Source organism: Paenibacillus sp. 1781tsa1, from assembly GCF_024159265.1.
Taxonomy (GTDB): domain Bacteria; phylum Bacillota; class Bacilli; order Paenibacillales; family Paenibacillaceae; genus Paenibacillus.
This window is the reverse complement of the sequence record NZ_JAMYWY010000001.1, coordinates 5,452,597-5,470,065: the sequence shown is the minus strand read 5'-3', so window position 1 is coordinate 5,470,065 and position 17,469 is coordinate 5,452,597. Positions and strand designations below refer to the sequence as shown.

Here is a 17,469-nt window from a genome sequence, read left to right as displayed (position 1 = left end):
ATATTATAATATAGCTGTAGCCTGCAAAAAAGGTAGGGATGAACATGGATGATCGGATTATTTCCGCGAACCTGATGATGGAGGACCAAAATGTTGAGTTGAGTCTTCGTCCCCGGTATCTGAATGAATATATCGGACAGAATCAGGTGAAGGAAAATTTAAAGATATATATTGAAGCTGCCAAATTTCGTAATGAGGCATTGGATCACGTTTTGTTATATGGACCACCTGGACTTGGTAAAACAACACTTGCCAATATTATTGCCAACGAATTAGGCGTTAATTTACGAACTACGTCAGGCCCGGCCATTGAACGCCCGGGCGATCTTGCAGCATTGTTAACCAATCTGCAGGAAGGTGATGTCCTGTTTATTGACGAGATCCATCGTTTGCATCGTACCGTTGAAGAGGTCATGTACCCTGCTATGGAAGATTCGGCATTGGATATTATGATTGGTAAAGGTCCGAGTGCACGTTCTGTTCGCCTGGATCTGCCGCCATTCACTCTGATTGGGGCTACAACGCGTGCTGGCTTGCTGTCTGCTCCACTTCGAGACCGCTTTGGTGTTATCAGTCGCTTGGAATTCTATACGGTTGATGAGCTGGCTTATATCGTCTCACGCTCTACCGAAATTTTGGGTGTGGAGATTGTGGGAGATGCTGCGCAAGAGATTGCATTGCGCTCACGTGGGACACCGAGGATCGCGAACCGTTTACTAAAACGTGTACGTGACTTTGCACAAGTGCGCGGGGATGGAATTATAACACAGACACTGGCGGAAGAAGCCCTGCAACGTCTTCAGATAGATCCGCGTGGCCTGGATGAGATTGATCATAAGATGCTTAAATCGATGATCAACAGCTTCCGGGGAGGCCCGGTAGGGTTGGATACCATTGCTGCTACGATCGGTGAAGAAAGTCAGACGATCGAGGATGTTTATGAACCGTATCTGCTTCAGATTGGTATGATTCAGCGTACACCAAGGGGCAGGATCGTAACAGATCTCGCCTATCATCATTTGGGTCTGCCTGTTCCACCAAGAGACGGGAAATAATCGAGCCTATTGAACATTCACGATTTGAACATTAACCATAAACATTGAAATAATTACGTGTTAACCCGATATAAAGTGAAGGAAATGCATGGAGAGGAGTCTGAATGTGGGAAAAGCAATACGAACGAAGAAGTGGAGTCGTCGATTGAAGGTACTGGCGGCAGCTCTTTTGACAGTGGGTTGTCTTCAAGTGCCTGCGTATGCAGCAGGTAATGATGGACAGACAATCCGGGTAGCCATGTTTGCAAATCTGGGCAGTACGTATAAATCAACTACACCCCTCATTACACTTGAATCGACGGGACAATGGAGTATCCAATCAGAAAGTGGTGCAAATGTAAGTCTTCCGGCTGGACAGGTCCGTTTCAGTGCAGATGGATTCAGAGTGAAAGTGTTGGAAACAGCGGATTTCAAGGCAGCATCTGCAGCAGCAAAATTGTTGCAGGCAACCGCGGATAAGCCGTTGCTGTTTACAATGTCTGTGAATGGAAATGCCATCTACCAGCTCTACACAGGCAACTACGCAACAGAGGCACTGGCTGGACAAGCTGTTACACGGGTACAAAAGGTAGCAGCAGCTCAATTGGCTGGTCAAAAGCCAACTGTGACCGGAAGTAAGCGCCTGTCTGCTGGAACATATGGTTCGATTCAGGAAGCAGAGGCAGCACAAGCGAACCTTTTATCAACAGGAGTTAGTAGTGCTTATCCAGTCCTTCAACTAAGTGGAGGAAGCCAAGCATATGCGGTATGGGTAGGTGAAGCTGCAACAGAAGCGGAATTATCCACATTGAAGAAAAGTGTGGAGGCCAAAGCTCCAGGGGTAAACCTTTCACCTGTTAACAACAGTGCAGGGCTCATTATCCGTCAGGATGCGGGAGTAAGTACGGATGCACTCAAAACAGCTCCGCATTACACTATTGCAGGTACTGATTCCAAAGCATTGGTACAAGGGAATAGCAATGGCATCAAAGTAGTGGAACGTTCCCAGCGAACGTATCGTGGAGATATGGAAATCAGCATCGTGAGCGGTGATTTGGCGTTGGTCAATGTCGTTCCACTGGAGCAATATCTGTACTCTGTCGTAGGGGCAGAGGTGTATTCCTCCTGGCCTGCTGAGGCCCTGAAAGTTCAAGCTGTAGCTGCTCGTTCTTACGCGCTTCAACAGGGTGAGCGTTTCAAAATTGCCAATGTCGTGGATACGACACTCAGCCAAGCCTACAACGGGATTGGTTCGGAGAATGAAAAAGTAACCAGCGCAGTGGATGCAACTGCTGGAGAAGTGGTCAAGAGCGGTGGTAAAATCATCGAAGCTGTGTTCTCCTCCAATGCGGGCGGCCAGACGGCTCACCCTTCTGAAGTATGGAACGGCGGAGCAGGTGTGTTCACCAATGTAGTCAGTTCAGGGGATGCATCAGCCCAGGCAGGATTACATACGTGGTACCATGTGCTGCTCAGTTCAGGCGTTAGCGGGTACATTCGTGAGGATAACATCAAAGAATTAACAACCAAGACCAATGCGGGTCTGGCAAAAGTGACGGTAACGGCTCAAAACACTAATGTACGTCCTGTTCCGTTAATTCAGTCCACCGTGGAACCTGTCGCCAAAATGAATCCAGGCAATGAAGCTGTTGTGCTGGCAAAAGTGGCTCAATCCAACGACTATGCTTGGGTGAGAGGACCATTCACGTCTGCACAATTGGTTAAATCCCTTCAGGGTAAAACGACAGCGTCTGTTCCTGCTTCAATCTCAACCTTGGAAGTAACCAAGCGTGGACCTTCCGGAAGAGCACTTGAAGTCACTGCCAACGGACAGGCCATGACGGTGAAATATGCTGATACCTACCGTTCTGCGCTTGGTGGATTACCGAGCACTTTATTTGATATTGCAGGGACCGGAAGTTATACTGTATTAGGCGCTGACGGCAAAACAGCCAGTAAAACCGGTTCTAATGGTGCTGCTGTAATGTCTGCCTCGGGTACAGGCTCATCATCCGGTAATGCGCTTGTGGTGATGAGTGGTGATGGTCAAGCGAGAGCGGTAACGCAGGGTCAAAACTTCATGTTCATCGGCCAGGGCAATGGCCACGGGTTGGGTTTGTCTCAATGGGGTGCCAAAGGCATGGCAGATGAAGGGTATGATTACCAGGCAATATTGAAACACTATTATCAAAATGCGACTATTGTTAAGGAATGAAACTAAAATGAATGTGAACTTATATGATTTTGAATTACCAGAGCAATTGATAGCACAGACGCCGTTGCTTGATCGCACGGCATCCCGTTTGCTTACCTTGAACAAAGATAGTGGTGAGATTAAACATCAAACGTTTCCTGATATTATCGATTTTCTGGAGTCTGGCGATACATTGATTCTGAATGATACACGTGTTCTTCCAGCCCGTCTGTTCGGTACAAAGGAAGATACCGGAGCAAAAGCGGAAGTGTTATTGCTTAAAAATGTGGAAGGTGACAAGTGGGAAGCACTGGTTAAGCCGGGTAAAAAACTGAAAGCCGGTTCGGTTATCGTATTTGGCGATGAACTGAAGGCAATCATCGAAGAAGAAGGCGAGATGGGGGCACGTACACTTACGTTTACGTATGATGGAATCTTCCAGGAGATTCTGGACCGTCTGGGTGAAATGCCGTTGCCACCTTATATTAAGGAGACATTGGATGACCGCGAACGGTATCAGACCGTGTATGCCAAGCATGAAGGATCGGCGGCTGCACCCACAGCGGGACTACATTTTACGGATGAATTGTTGGATCAGATTCGTGCCAAGGGCGTTAATGTCGCTTTCATTACGCTTCATGTAGGACTGGGGACGTTCAGACCAATGTCGGTGGACAACGTAGAAGATCATGTCATGCATGAAGAGTATTACTCCTTATCCCAAGAAACGGCAGATCTGATTAACCAGACCAAAAAGAATGGACACCGTGTTTTTGCGGTTGGGACAACCAGTTGCCGGACTCTGGAAACAGTGGGCAGCAAGTTTGAAGATGGAATACTGCAAGCAAGCAGCGGATGGACAAGTATTTTTATCTATCCAGGCTACTCCTTCAAGGTGATCGATGGGATGCTTACGAATTTTCATCTTCCGAAATCCACGTTGGTGATGTTGGTTAGTGCACTTGCAGGCAGAGAACATATTATGCAGGCATATGAGGAAGCCATCCAAGAGCAATACCGTTTCTTCAGCTTCGGCGATGCCATGTTGATATATTAGTATAATAACGATTAACTTTTAGAGGATGATTAAAACTAATGGCAGCAATTACGTATGAACATATCAAAACTTGCAAACAATCCGGCGCACGTCTGGGACGTGTGCATACACCTCATGGTGTTATTGAGACACCGACCTTTATGCCTGTAGGTACACAGGCGACCGTTAAAACAATGAGCCCTGAAGAGTTGAAAGCCATGGATGCTCAGATTATTTTGAGTAATACCTATCACCTGTTTCTGAGACCAGGACATGAAATTATTCGTGAAGCTGGCGGATTGCACAAGTTCATGAACTGGGATCGTCCAATTCTGACGGACAGCGGCGGATTCCAAGTATTCTCGCTCAGCGAGATGCGCAAAATTACGGAAGAAGGCGTTAACTTCCGCTCCCACCTGAATGGAGACAAGAAGTTCCTTTCTCCTGAAGTGGCCATGGAAATCCAGAATGCACTTGGTTCCGATATTATGATGGCGTTTGATGAATGTCCACCGTATCCGGCCGAATATGAATATGTCAAAAAATCACTCGAAAGAACGAGCCGCTGGGCAGAACGTTGTCTGGAAAGTCACGCTCGTCCGCATGACCAAGGTCTGTTTGCCATCGTACAGGGAGGCATGCATGAAGATCTTCGCCGTCAGAGCGCCGCAGATTTGACTTCCATGGATTTCCCGGGGTATGCTATTGGTGGACTGAGTGTTGGAGAACCGAAACATTTGATGTATGGGGTATTGGATTATACGTTACCTTTGTTGCCAACCAATAAACCACGTTATTTGATGGGGGTAGGTTCGCCCGATGCGTTGATTGAGGGATCCATTCGTGGAGTGGACATGTTCGATTGTGTTCTGCCTACTCGGATTGCCCGTAACGGAACAACGATGACCAGCCAAGGACGTCTGGTAGTTCGCAATGCCAAGTTTGCAACTGATTTTGGGCCACTTGACCCAGAGTGTGATTGCTACACTTGTCGTAACTATTCCAGAGCTTATCTGCGTCATTTGATCAAAGCAGATGAAACATTTGGCCTGCGTTTGACAACGATCCATAATCTTCATTTCTTGCAGAATTTGATGCGTAACGTACGTAAAGCCATTATGGAAGATCGTTTGCTTGATTTCCGGGATGAATTTTTCGATCAATATGGTCTTCATGACAATGACAAAGGTTTCTGATTGAGTATTTGAGGAAACCGGCGTAACAAGCAATATCTGTACGTATAGTCGATAAGGGGGAGTTTGAATGTTTCAGGGAATGACTCTAGCAGGAGCACAAGCGGGCGGAGGCATTGTATCTTTGATCGTACCGTTGGTACTCATGGTTGCAATTTTCTACTTCTTGATGATTCGTCCACAGAACAAAAAGCAAAAGCAACGGAATTCGATGCTGAGCCAATTGAAAAAGGGCGATAAAATTGTAACGATTGGTGGCCTTCACGGTACGATCGCTGAGATTACGGATGATGTGGTTGTATTGCGTGTAAACGATGTAACTAAGCTTACATTTGACCGTAATGCAATCAGCACGGCTGTAGCTCGTGATACGGCTGTTGAGTAGTTACTGTAACATAGAATAACGAGGGTGCGTTTGTGGCGTATTCTCTAGCAGAGAACCGGATCTCCCTGGAGACCCGGTTCTCTTTTTTGTTTTATGAGGGAAGGTCGATGTTCTTTACCAGTCAGCTAGGAACGATGCGTATTAACACCGAACATGCCACCGAGAGCTGAAATGAAGAAAGCGCTAAGCAGTTGTAAACTATCTTTCCAATTAAACGAAGCATCCAACGCGAGAAATCCGATCAACAGCACAAGGAGTCCATATACGATTCCGGTAATCCCTCCGTAGTACCATCCTTTTTCACCAGAACGTTTGCCTGCCACAAAACCACCAACCAATAATGACAAGCCATGAACAATATAGGTATACAACGAGAGGTCCTGTTCCCGCATTCCGCTCACCCAGAGAAACAAGGAGAGAATTAATGCCCCGATAAACATCCATACAAAAGCCTGACAGAGGCCTGACAGAATCGGATTGGACACTCGAAACGAAACCAAGCGGCGGATCAATTGCATGAAGCAACCCCCTTGTACAAGTTTGAAGTTAATACAGTGTATGGTCAAGCCTTCGGACTTATGAACTGTTTTCCATTAAATGAACGGATTATTTCTGCATGAGCATGTAAGGTTCAGGTCAAAATATGGATTGCACTACCCAGCTAACTGTTAAAAACTCAGTTTCGAAGGAGGACCCCTGTTGTGAACTTCCCAGATGTCGGATCACATATCTTTCGAACCATTCTCATGTACTTTCTGGTGTACTGTGCAATGAGGGTTATGGGTAAACGTGAGATTGGTAAGCTATCCATGTTTGATCTTGTCGTGTCCATTATGCTTGCTGAAATGGCTGCTTTTGTCATTGAAGATATTGATAAACCGCTCTCTTATGGGATTGCCCCTATGCTTACCTTGATCATTGTACAGATCGGAATGGCTTTTATAGGTCTTAAAAGTCGGCGTCTTCGTCTGATAATTGATGGCAAACCTACTGTTTTGATCTCCAAAGGCGTTCTTCACCGGGATGAGATGCGGAAGCAACGATATAATCTGGATGATCTATTGCAACAACTCCGTGAACAGAATGTAGACAGTATCGGTGAGGTTGATTTCGCTATTTTGGAGACCACAGGCAAGCTGACCGTTTTTCCCAAGGATGAGAATACTTCTAACGACAGCAATTCTTCCGGTTCTGACTCAGAAGATTCTTCTTCCATTAAATCCAAAACCGGAAAAAATCAGATTGACGGATTTCCAAATATCAAATATGAAGGTCTGCCACTACCCTTAATTATGGACGGAAAGGTCCAGGATCAGAATCTGGAGATCATCCAGAAAACGAGATTTTGGCTAAAAAATCAAATTCAGCAGAATGGTATCCTGGATTTCAAAGATGTATTTATATGCTCCATCGACCATAATGGTAAGATTTATGTAAGTCCAAAAGATGATAAAAAATGAAATTCATTTGCCTGACCGACGCTTGAACCATGAACCTATCAAAGGAGCACGGGACAGATCATGGAAGTCAATCATTTTGGTCCAGCCCATGACGATGAAATACACAATAAGCCCGACAAAAGGAGCGAGAAGCATCCGGAGCCAGAAAGGCAATATCATGGCAGTCTCTTCGTACACGAGTAGGGTCGCTGCTCCCATAATAAACATTCCTGCACCCGTCTTGACCCAATCCATAAGTTTGAAGCGGAACTGTAGCAGACTACGTACGCTTTGGGCATGTAACAAGGTAACTACAGTTGAATTCACACAGATGGCGATGACTGCACCGAAGATGCCATATTCGGGCCGGGAAGCGAGCGTTAAAATCAATGTGATTTTGATAACAGCACCGATGAATGTATTTAGCAGTGCTTTACCTGGACGGTCAAGGGCTTGCAACGCAGCTTGAAGAGGAGCCTGAATATAAATGAACAAAGCAAAAGGAGCCATTAGCTTCAGCATGCTTCCGATCGATGCATCATTATACAGAACAAGACACATCGGTTCGGCAAGCACATACATAAACACAGAAAACGGAGCACCTGTCACGAGTGCCAAACGTAATGCCTGATGCATTCTTTTGTGAATCAGTGCGCGATCTCCCTGAGCAGAAGCTTCTGACAGTGAAGGCACAAGTGATGTCGCAAGCGATGAAGTCAGTGCCCCCGGCAGCAGAAGCAAAGGAATAATCATACCCTGTAGTGCACCATATTGTGCTGTAGCGAGTCCTTTGGATATGCCTGCCAGAGCCAGACTTTGGGCAGTGACGATAGTTTCGGCCAGATAGGATAGAGAGCCGACCAATCGGCCTGCTGTAACAGGAACCGAGATTGCAAGCAAACGCCGGATTAATCCGGGCTGTGGAGTACTCGTTTCTTTCAGAACCGAAGGTATTGGGTTTAAAGGTTTGGTTGTGAGATTGGACATGTTCTGTTGCATAACGAGCGGTAACTCTTTCTTCTGCCTGTTATACTTCCACAAGAGTACAAGCATACCGCCAAATTCTCCAACGAGCGCTCCCAGCATGGCACCAGCAGCAGCCTGGGCAATACCGTGGGGGAGGAGAAGCCAGGCAAACCAGATGACACAAACGATACGAATGATGGTTTCAACAATGGATGAAATGGCAGTAGGCATCATGTTTTGCTTTCCTTGGAAGTACCCTCTGTAGACGGCTGATACGGCGATAATGGCAATCATGGGGCTCATACTAACGAACGTATGATACACCCGCTCATCCGTGAGCACGTACTTGGTAACCCAAGGTGCAAATAGGATACACAAAAACATGAATACCACACCCAGGGTCAACGTAAAGCTTAAGCTTACTTGCAGGATTCGCTGGGGGGAATAACGATTGGCGCCAGTGTCAGCTTCGGCTACGAGCTTGGCTACGGCCAGCGGAATACCACCCGTAATTAATGTCACCAGTACGATAAAAAAGGGATAGCTCAATTGGTAGATGCCAACACCTTCTGCACCGATGACTCGTGGCAGCGCAATGCGCGGGATGAAACCAAGTATTCGGTTAATTATGCCTGCCGCGAGCAGGATCATGGCCCCCTGAATAAATGTCTGTTTCTTCAAGACTACCCCTCTTTCCCGGTTGAAAGTACAGGTTATCATCATAAACGGGACAAAGCCGTTGTTCTTCATCCTATGCCAGTCCTTCATCTTCTCATGACAACTTGGACACGATTAACAAAAAGAACCATAACCAGCAAGAAGGAATATGATCAGGCGAAGTCGAATGATGTAATATTGATGCCGCATAAAGGCTTGGATGTACGAAGGGAGGCTCCCCGTTGGAAGAAGAAATGAATGATGTGGAGTTGGAACAGTCAATAGAGATGCTCTGCCGAAGCAAGGCGGAGGAATTAAGGCTTGTCGGTTACGAATATGTCACCAGCAAAGATGTCTGGAATTGCGTCAGTCATAAATATGAAAAACAGGGCATTCCACCGCTTCACCAGCTGGTGAACGACATTTTGTCACTGAAAGCAACAAGCTTTATGAACTTTATGACCGTGTCTGCATACCGGGGGTCCTCTTTCTAGACGAAAGGGATCTTTTTTGTTGAAAATTGACTGCTTTTTACGGCATCGCTATAATAGGAATATTGAGAACGAAAGGGGATCTAGGAACGGCATGAAAAGAATTATCAGTTTCATTATGGTCGTGCTTGTCACCACAGGGGTAATGGTGGGAACAAGCCCGGAGCTGCTCAAAAATATACGCTTGGGCCTTGATTTAAAGGGAGGCTACGAGATCTTATATGAAGCAGAGCCGCTCGAAGCAGGACAACAAGTCACCAAAGCATCTTTGGTGCAAACGGCCAAAAGTCTTGAAAGCCGCGCCAATGCGCTCGGAACAAGCGAACCGGAGGTAACCACTGAAGGAAGCAACCGGATTCGATTGAAGTTGGCAGGGGTTACGGATGAGGCTGAAGTTAGAGCTAAAATGAAAGAACCGGCTGTTCTGACCTTCCGTAGTAAAGCTGAGAACGACAAGGAAGGCGAATACACCAAAATCGAACTTCGCGGAAATGAATTTGTTGAGAATGCAGCCAAAGTTGTATTCACTCAATTGAATGAGCCGATGATTGACATTCAAGTGAAAGACAAAGCCAAATTTTCCGAGATTACCAAACGTTTGATCGGACAACCTCTCGCTATTTATTTGGACGATGAGTTGCTCTCTGCTCCAACCGTTAGACAACAGTTGACAGATGGTTCCGCTCAGATTTCGGGTGCCTACACTCGTGATGAAGCAAACCAGCTTCGAGACACCATTAACCTGGGTGCATTGCCACTGAAACTTACAGAGAAGTATTCACAAAGTGTTGGTGCAACACTCGGTAAGCTTTCTCTGGATCAGACGATTAAAGCGGGATTGATTGGTTCCGTTATTATTCTAGTGTTCATGATCGGGCTTTATCGCATTCCTGGTATTATCGCGAGTTTTGCCTTGATTACACATACGTGGCTGGTACTTGCAATCTTCTATTTAGGAGAATTCGTGCTCACCCTTCCAGGTATTGCGGCGTTTATCCTGGGTATAGGGATGGCGGTGGATGCCAATATCATCACGTACGAACGGATTAAAGAAGAGATGCGTAGTGGTAAGTCGATCTTGTCTTCGGTTAAAGCGGGTGGTAAGCATTCCTTCCGAACAATCATTGACTCCAACATCACAACCATTATTGCTGCGGCTGTTATGTTCTTCTTGGGAACAGGTGCGGTTAAAGGTTTTGCACTCGTGCTGATTTTTGATATTGTCACCAGTATTATCACGAATATTTTCTTCTCCCGCTTCCTGTTAACCCTGCTTGTACGGGGTAACGTGTTGAAGAAGCCTAAGTACTTCGGAGTAAAGGAGAGTGAAATTCGTGCGCTTTAATTGGAATTATGATTATGTTAAAGGCAGTAAGATTGCCTATATCTTCTCGATTATTCTGACGATTACGGGCATCATCAGCATTCTGGCTTTGGGTTTGAACTACGCAGTTGATTTCCGTGCTGGATCGAATGTGGATATCACGGTATCCAAGGCGATTACAGCGGAGCAGATTAAACCTATTGTTAAGGACATCGGTGTTGATGAGGGTGATGTTACCATTACACCGGGGGCTGACCGTGTAAATGTTCGTTTCTCCAATGAATTGGATGAGACCCAAGAGAGCAAATTTAAACAGGAATTTACCAAACTGGATGCATCGGCTTCCTATGAAGTAAATACGGTTGATCCGGAGATGGCCAAAGAATTGGAGCGCAATGCGATCTACGCGGTACTTATTGCAAGTATCGGGATCATGATCTATGTTGCAATCCGATTCGAGTGGCGCTTTGCTGTGGCAGCAGTGGTTTCATTGTTCCATGATGCATTTGTCGTCATAAGCGTATTTTCGATCTTCCGCTTGGAAGTAGATCTGACCTTTATTACCGCAGTATTGACCATTGTCGGATTCTCAATTAACGATACCATCGTTATCTTTGACCGTATTCGTGAGAATTTGCGATTTGCTAAAAAGTCTTCTAAAGCAGACTTGCGTGAAGTAGTTAATCACAGTTTGTCACAAACAATGACTCGTTCACTAAATACAACATTTACGGTTTTTGTTGCTTCACTTTGTTTGTTTATTTTTGGCGGAGAATCCATCCGCATGTTCTCACTTGCAATGGTGATCGGAACACTGTTCGGCGCTTACTCTTCAATCTTTATTGCGGCACCATTATGGCTCACGCTCAAAGGTAAACAAGTTAACAAGCCAAAAACAACAGTAGCCAAAGAATCTAACTAAACATCTTATTGTGAAGCCGCGTCTGCCAGGCGCGGTTTTGCAACTTTATGTACAGAAATAAGGGGGAATATTCATGACCAGAGAACATATCCCATCTGCTCAGGCTGCCACATGGAGTGGTATTGCTGGTAATATGGGACTTGCGGTAATCAAAGCGGGAGTCGGTTATATGGCAAATAGCAAATCATTGCTCGCTGACGGCTTGTATTCTGCTTCTGAAGCTGGTTCTGCCCTGGCAGGTCTCTTTCCCTCCAAGTCTGTACGTGATAAGAGCAAGGCTCGTAGGGAACGGTTTAAAGAACATTCACGTGTCGCTAGACCCGGAATCTCAGTGTTGTTATCTGTGCTGATCCTCATGGGTGGATTACAGCTTGCCATCTCCGCATTGGGTAGTCTCTCCGGAAGTGAACCGGAAGCACCAGGCAAGTCGGTACTTTTGGTGGCTGTTGCAGCTCTGGCTGTGAAAGAAGCGATTTTTCAATTTCAGTACAGATATTTTCGTAAACGAAACCAGTCTCAGGCGCTAGCCTATGCACAGCAACATCGTCGTGCGCTCTATTGCTCTCTCGCCGTGTTAATTGGCATTATAGGATCGATGGCTGGTGAGGAGACGGGTCTGAGCATGCTGCTCTACCTGGACCCTACTGCTGCGTTGATTGCTTCCTGTTTTGTGCTTCACAAGGGTTACCGAATGATTGTGGACACAGTATATGGTTCACTTGTTCAGGAACTGGAGCAGGAGGACGCGTCAGATTTCAAAGAGACTGTACAGCGAGTATACGGTATCATTACCATTGAGCATTTGGTTGCTCGTGAACAGGAGCATGACGTTACGATTGAGTTGGTCATAAGCGTGAATCCAAGAATCTCCATACTAGAAGCACAGGAAATTGCAAATCGGGCCAAGACACTACTACTAACCCGTTTCAGTCATGTGAAAGAGGTACAGATTCAAGCGGTACCTTATGATCCAGGCTATCCCTATAAATCCAATCATGAACTGCCCGATCACGAAGCGACATTAATTCAGTAGTGAAGCGCGGGTCCAGTAGATCAGGAAAGGAGCGTTATCATTGCTTTATTCGCAATATCGGTGGAATACACCAAATATCGATTTGGAGGCGGCTGCGGGACTCTCGCAGGCGCTTTCCGTTTCCCCACTAGTGGGACGTTTGCTTGTGAGTCGAGGAGTGCACAATGAGAAGGAGGCCGAACGTTTTTTGCATCCTGATCTGAATCAGATGCACGATCCCTATCTGCTACTCGGCATGAATGAAGCTGTGCCTCGCATCAAGCTGGCTTTGGAGCGGGAAGAACATATTTTGATTTACGGGGATTATGATGCCGATGGCGTGTCCAGTACATCGCTCATGATCCATTTGATGCGTCATCTTGGGGCCTCGTACGATATCTATATCCCTCATCGCTCGAATGAAGGGTATGGGTTGCACAACCATGCGTTGGATTGGGCCCATCAACAAGGCGTTTCATTGATTATTACCGTGGATACCGGAATCAGTGCTGTTGAACAGATTGCCTATGCGGCAACACTGGGCATCGAAGTCATTGTGACAGACCACCACGAGCCGCCTGAAATTTTGCCAGAAGCCTTTACTCTTATTAATCCAAAACTTCCAGGATGTCCGTATCCTTTTAAAGGTTTGGCCGGAGCGGGAGTAGCCCTGAAACTCGCCCAGGCACTAATCGGAGAAGTACCCGGTGAATGGATGGAGATTGCCGCCATCGGTACCGTAGCCGATCTGATGCCTTTGGAAGGGGAGAACCGGGTTATCGTCAGTTATGGAATAGAATCGATGCGTGGTTCACGTCTTCCCGGTGTGAGTGCATTGCTGGAAATCAGTGGAGTGGATCAGAGCCAGGTGACTTCAATTAATATTGCCTTTGCGATGGCACCTCGTATTAATGCCAGTGGACGTTTGGATCATGCCGGGAGAGCGGTATCACTTCTCACCACCGAGAATCTGGATGAGGCTCATACGCTTGCGGGTCAACTTGATCTATTGAACAGGGAGCGGCAGCAAGTCGTAGAGGGCATATTACAAGAAGCAACTGCACAGCTGGAACAAAAGATACAGCTACGTTCAGGAGCCGTTCCAGATGTAATCGTATTGGCTGGTGAGGGCTGGAATGTTGGAGTGGTTGGTATTGTGGCTTCCAAATTGCTGGAGCGTTATTACCGACCTACACTTATTCTTGGGATCGATCCAGAGAGCGGTGTCTGCAAGGGCTCTGCGCGGTCCATTGAGGGTTTGGATATCTATGAGGCGCTCACAGTCAATAAACACACCATGGACCATTACGGGGGACATCCGGCTGCAGCGGGTATGACCTTGCATCGGGATCAGCTGAAAGAACTTGAGGATGGCTTGAATGAGTTTGCTGCATCTGTGTTGACTGATGAGGACTTTGTACCTCAGCGTCTTGCAGATAATGAATGCAGAATCAGTGATGTTCCGCTGAAAGTGATCCAGGAGATCGACAGATTGCAGCCTTTCGGGATGAGCAATCCTTCGCCACGGTTTGTCTTGAGAAGCGTGACTGTGAAGGAAACCAGAACAATGGGACGAGAGAAACGCCATCTGAAACTGGTTCTGGAACAGGATGGTCAGCAACTGGAAACTGTCGCTTTTGGCAAGGGAGCGTTAGCAGAGTTCCTTCTCCCAGGTTCCGTTATTGATGTGATGGGAGAACTGTCCGTTAATGAATGGAATGGGATGAGAAAACCTCAACTGATGCTTCAGGACATTCATGTTCCACAGGTTCAAGTGTTTGATATGCGCGGTAATGCCGAGCCATTGAATGCCATGAAGCATTTCTTGAGCTCACTTGAGGTGCATCTGCGATACAAATCAGGTTCTGTTGGCGCTATTGTTCGGAAAGAAACAGACGTATCCGAGGGAAATTCATTGTATGAACCTTGCCTTTGGGTATATGATAGAAAGGTCGGGTTATTTCCGTGTAATGCTGCTGCACAGCATTATGGACTGGAACAAGTCCGGACGTTATTTGTGTTTGATACGCCGGAAACCCCGGAACAACTTGATGCCATGCTGGCTTTGTTCAGTGGAGCTGAGAATATCATCCTTCTGCACGGATCAGGCAACCGCCGAGATCGCCTTCAGATGCCTTCCAGAGATCTCTTTAAGCGTATTTATATGCAGGTGTTGAAATGGAAAGCTGAACCCGTGGAGGAACAAGAGATTACTCCTGTGCTCAGTCGTCAGTGTGGTTGTTCGCCGCGCATGATTACGATGATGTTGGATGTATTCGAAGAATTATCCTTCATTACCCGTGATAACGGCAAAATTGCGTTTGTGGATAACCCGCCTAAGCGTGAACTAACCGCTTCACGTCACTATCAGGCGCTCGAAAATATGGCCGAGATAGAACAGGTGATGCTGGATGCAGCCACACCGCAACTGACACAATGGATGATATCCCGGATGAAGGGCGTATCTTAGATGGAAGTTTGTGTATTTATTTTAGGAGGAGATTATTTTGGATTTTAAAGATTATATTCGTGTCATTCCTGACTTTCCACAACCGGGAATCAGCTTTAAGGACATTACGACATTGTTGAAAGATGGAGAAATGTACCGCAATGCGATCAATGAATTGAAAGTGATGGTTTCTGATCTCAAAATTGATGTCATTGCTGGACCTGAAGCACGTGGATTCGTTGTGGGCGCCCCTCTGGCGTACGCTCTTGGTGTCGGTTTTGCTCCGATTCGCAAAAGTGGAAAACTGCCTGGAGAGACGATTGAAGTCGGTTATGATCTCGAATATGGCAAGGATACACTTGCGATGCACACAGATGCGATTGAGAAAGGTCAAAATGTCCTGATCGCAGATGATCTGCTCGCAACGGGTGGAACGATTGCAACTTCCATCAACTTGATTGAACAATTGGGTGGGAACGTTGTCGGTGCTGCCTTCCTGATCGAGCTGTCTGATCTGAATGGTCGCTCTAAATTGCCTGAAAAAATCGATGTATTCACATTGATGAACTACTAAGTTTAAATCTCCACTTGGAGTGTTGTGATTAAAACCTGAATTGCTTTTCCCTTTTCCCGGGAAATAATATACAGCATTAATGATTATAAAAAATCCTGTTCTATCCAACCTCAACGGTTGGATAGAACAGGATTTTTTGATTTATATATGATACGGTGAAATTAATCAGGCGTTTTTTCAGTGATAGGCTGTTTCTGCGAATCATCATTCAACCAGCCTAGTACTTCAAACAGTTTGAACAACAAGCTCATCAGGATTCCGACAATGGTTGCCAGTGCCATCCCTTTTAGATGAACCCCATAGAAAGTAACTTCTGTACCACTTAGTCCGATGACCAGTACAAGTGTAGTAAGCAGTAAATTGGTTGGTTTGGCAAAATCGACTTTCTGTTCAACCAGAATACGCAGACCGGATGCTGCAATAACCCCGAACAGAAGTAGTGATACCCCACCCATAACAGGCACAGGAATGTTGGCTACAAGCGCCGAGAATGTTCCTGAGAAGGAGAGTACGATTGCAATAACCGCTGCGCCTCCAATGACATATGTGGAGTATACGCGAGTCAGTGCCATAACACCGATATTCTCACCGTAGGTTGTATTGGGAGTAGATCCTACAAACCCGGAAAGAATGGTGGAGACCCCGTTACCAAGCAGGGAACGATGAAGACCAGGGTCTTTCGAAAGATCTTTACCCACAATGCTGCTCGTTACAAGCAAATGTCCAATATGTTCTACAATAACCACGAGTGCTACAGGTAAAATGGTGAAAATAACGGACCAGTCGAATGTAGGTGTTGTTACGGTTGGCAGTGAGATGAAATCTGCGTTTCCAATTGCTTGTTTATCAACCAGACCCATTGAGTAGCCAAGAATATAACCGACTACAATACCGATTAGAATATGAATGATTTTGGGGAATCCACGGAACGTTACGGCCCCAATGACAGTGATACCCAATGTGACCATGGACAAAATAATTGGCTTGGCTTGAGGTGCCCAGTTGGGATATTTAAGGACATCGGGATTAATCAGACCTGCCATTCCGGCAGCCACGGGTACAAGCTCCAGACCGATCAGAGCAACGATGGCACCCATAACCGCTGGTGGGAATACTACGTTGATCCATCCTGTTCCAGCATATTTGATAATAAGAGCCACGAGGCAGAACACAAGTCCTGTAATGATAAAAGCTCCGAGTGCCATGGAGTAGCCGTTATCTGGATGTGTTTTCAATACTGAAGTAACAGGAGCAATAAAGGCAAAACTGGAACCCAGATATGCTGGGATCTTTCCTTTACACATCAGTATGTATAACAATGTTCCAATTCCGTTCATCAGCAGGATCATACTTGGATCGACACCGAACAGGTTTGGTACAAGCACCGTACTGCCAAACATGGCGAACAAATGCTGAAGGCTAAGCAGTGAACCTGAGCCAAGTGGCATCTTTTGATTAACCTGAATTTCGCGTTGCAATGAATTTCATCTCCTTTTCCGAAACACAAACTTTCAATAGATTACAGAGTTTCTCTTAATTAAGCAATAACATTTTTGACGTAGCAGAGCGATGGAATTTATATTTTCATGAATTTTCCTTCTATTTCAGCAAATAACGGCAATAATACATAAGAAATAAAGAAATACATTCAATCCCCTGTGAAGCATAGGGAAACGGGTTAACAGTAATACAGATCACCAATATAAAAATTGGATAAGCGCTCTTATTCGTCAGCAGTTGACGGGAAACGGGCGAAGCGTCATAATTATAGGAAATTACTTTTACGGGGAACC

Annotated in this window: 15 protein-coding genes; 12 read left to right on the top strand and 3 right to left on the bottom strand. The window is 45.9% G+C overall.

The window, feature by feature from the left end; all coding sequences use genetic code 11:
• Positions 1 to 44: 44 nt before the first annotated feature.
• From ruvB to yajC, 5 genes are all read left to right on the top strand, one after another.
• Positions 45 to 1,055 carry a Holliday junction branch migration DNA helicase RuvB gene (ruvB, locus tag NKT06_RS24580; protein WP_091020485.1) on the top strand — a complete coding sequence of 337 codons (1,011 nt, stop codon included), beginning with the start codon at positions 45 to 47 and terminating at the stop codon, positions 1,053 to 1,055.
• 106 nt (positions 1,056 to 1,161) lie between these two features.
• Positions 1,162 to 3,249 (top strand): SpoIID/LytB domain-containing protein, encoded by a 2,088-nt coding sequence (locus tag NKT06_RS24575; protein WP_253440258.1) that lies wholly within the window; start codon positions 1,162 to 1,164, stop codon positions 3,247 to 3,249.
• A gap of 7 nt (positions 3,250 to 3,256) precedes the next feature.
• On the top strand, positions 3,257 to 4,285 hold the full coding sequence (gene queA / locus NKT06_RS24570; protein WP_253440255.1) for a tRNA preQ1(34) S-adenosylmethionine ribosyltransferase-isomerase QueA: 1,029 nt from the start codon (positions 3,257 to 3,259) through the stop codon (positions 4,283 to 4,285).
• 38 nt (positions 4,286 to 4,323) lie between these two features.
• Positions 4,324 to 5,460, top strand: coding sequence for a tRNA guanosine(34) transglycosylase Tgt (gene tgt / locus NKT06_RS24565; RefSeq protein ID WP_253440252.1), 1,137 nt, complete (start codon positions 4,324 to 4,326; stop codon positions 5,458 to 5,460).
• Between the two features lie 67 nt (positions 5,461 to 5,527).
• Positions 5,528 to 5,842: a preprotein translocase subunit YajC gene (gene yajC, locus NKT06_RS24560; RefSeq protein WP_145324035.1), complete on the top strand. Its 315-nt coding sequence runs from the start codon at positions 5,528 to 5,530 to the stop codon at positions 5,840 to 5,842.
• 125 nt (positions 5,843 to 5,967) lie between these two features.
• Here the strand turns inward: yajC and NKT06_RS24555 are convergent, their stop codons facing one another.
• Positions 5,968 to 6,360, bottom strand: a complete 393-nt coding sequence (locus NKT06_RS24555; protein WP_253440248.1) for a TIGR04086 family membrane protein — start codon at positions 6,358 to 6,360, stop codon at positions 5,968 to 5,970.
• Between the two features lie 228 nt (positions 6,361 to 6,588).
• Between NKT06_RS24555 and NKT06_RS24550 the strand changes: the two genes are divergently transcribed.
• The gene (locus NKT06_RS24550) at positions 6,589 to 7,302 is read left to right on the top strand and encodes a YetF domain-containing protein (RefSeq protein WP_301290442.1); all 714 of its coding nucleotides are present in this window, start codon (positions 6,589 to 6,591) and stop codon (positions 7,300 to 7,302) included.
• 3 nt (positions 7,303 to 7,305) lie between these two features.
• Here the strand turns inward: NKT06_RS24550 and spoVB are convergent, their stop codons facing one another.
• Positions 7,306 to 8,928, bottom strand: coding sequence for a stage V sporulation protein B (gene spoVB / locus NKT06_RS24545; RefSeq protein ID WP_253440243.1), 1,623 nt, complete (start codon positions 8,926 to 8,928; stop codon positions 7,306 to 7,308).
• 230 nt (positions 8,929 to 9,158) lie between these two features.
• Between spoVB and NKT06_RS24540 the strand changes: the two genes are divergently transcribed.
• The 6 genes from NKT06_RS24540 to NKT06_RS24515 all read left to right on the top strand — a co-directional run bounded on the left by NKT06_RS24540 (position 9,159) and on the right by NKT06_RS24515 (position 15,676).
• Positions 9,159 to 9,398 (top strand): post-transcriptional regulator, encoded by a 240-nt coding sequence (locus NKT06_RS24540; protein ID WP_036617497.1) that lies wholly within the window; start codon positions 9,159 to 9,161, stop codon positions 9,396 to 9,398.
• Between the two features lie 91 nt (positions 9,399 to 9,489).
• Entirely contained in the window at positions 9,490 to 10,740 is a 1,251-nt protein-coding gene (gene secD / locus NKT06_RS24535) for a protein translocase subunit SecD (protein ID WP_253440241.1), read from the top strand.
• Positions 10,730 to 11,641, top strand: coding sequence for a protein translocase subunit SecF (gene secF, locus NKT06_RS24530; RefSeq protein ID WP_253440239.1), 912 nt, complete (start codon positions 10,730 to 10,732; stop codon positions 11,639 to 11,641). The genes secD and secF overlap by 11 nt, the downstream gene beginning before the upstream one ends.
• A 73-nt stretch (positions 11,642 to 11,714) precedes the next feature.
• Positions 11,715 to 12,674 (top strand): cation diffusion facilitator family transporter, encoded by a 960-nt coding sequence (locus NKT06_RS24525; protein ID WP_253440237.1) that lies wholly within the window; start codon positions 11,715 to 11,717, stop codon positions 12,672 to 12,674.
• A gap of 40 nt (positions 12,675 to 12,714) precedes the next feature.
• Complete coding sequence (recJ, locus tag NKT06_RS24520) at positions 12,715 to 15,123, top strand: single-stranded-DNA-specific exonuclease RecJ (protein WP_253440234.1); 2,409 nt, start codon at positions 12,715 to 12,717, stop codon at positions 15,121 to 15,123.
• Between the two features lie 37 nt (positions 15,124 to 15,160).
• Complete coding sequence (locus NKT06_RS24515; protein WP_253440231.1) at positions 15,161 to 15,676, top strand: adenine phosphoribosyltransferase; 516 nt, start codon at positions 15,161 to 15,163, stop codon at positions 15,674 to 15,676.
• A 161-nt stretch (positions 15,677 to 15,837) separates the two neighbouring features.
• On the opposite strand, the gene uraA is transcribed toward NKT06_RS24515, so the two are convergent.
• Positions 15,838 to 17,154, bottom strand: a complete 1,317-nt coding sequence (gene uraA, locus NKT06_RS24510) for a uracil permease (RefSeq protein WP_253440228.1) — start codon at positions 17,152 to 17,154, stop codon at positions 15,838 to 15,840.
• Positions 17,155 to 17,469: the final 315 nt, after the last annotated feature.

Bases quoted from the DNA above. Each gene is read 5' to 3' on its own strand.
- queA (WP_253440255.1), top strand. From the start codon at position 3,257: ATGAATGTGAACTTATATGATTTTGAATTACCAGAGCAATTGATAGCA.
- NKT06_RS24555 (WP_253440248.1), bottom strand. From the start codon at position 6,360: ATGCAATTGATCCGCCGCTTGGTTTCGTTTCGAGTGTCCAATCCGATT.
- ruvB (WP_091020485.1), top strand. From the start codon at position 45: ATGGATGATCGGATTATTTCCGCGAACCTGATGATGGAGGACCAAAAT.
- yajC (WP_145324035.1), top strand. From the start codon at position 5,528: ATGTTTCAGGGAATGACTCTAGCAGGAGCACAAGCGGGCGGAGGCATT.
- secD (WP_253440241.1), top strand. From the start codon at position 9,490: ATGAAAAGAATTATCAGTTTCATTATGGTCGTGCTTGTCACCACAGGG.
- NKT06_RS24540 (WP_036617497.1), top strand. From the start codon at position 9,159: ATGAATGATGTGGAGTTGGAACAGTCAATAGAGATGCTCTGCCGAAGC.
- NKT06_RS24550 (WP_301290442.1), top strand. From the start codon at position 6,589: ATGTACTTTCTGGTGTACTGTGCAATGAGGGTTATGGGTAAACGTGAG.
- tgt (WP_253440252.1), top strand. From the start codon at position 4,324: ATGGCAGCAATTACGTATGAACATATCAAAACTTGCAAACAATCCGGC.
- NKT06_RS24525 (WP_253440237.1), top strand. From the start codon at position 11,715: ATGACCAGAGAACATATCCCATCTGCTCAGGCTGCCACATGGAGTGGT.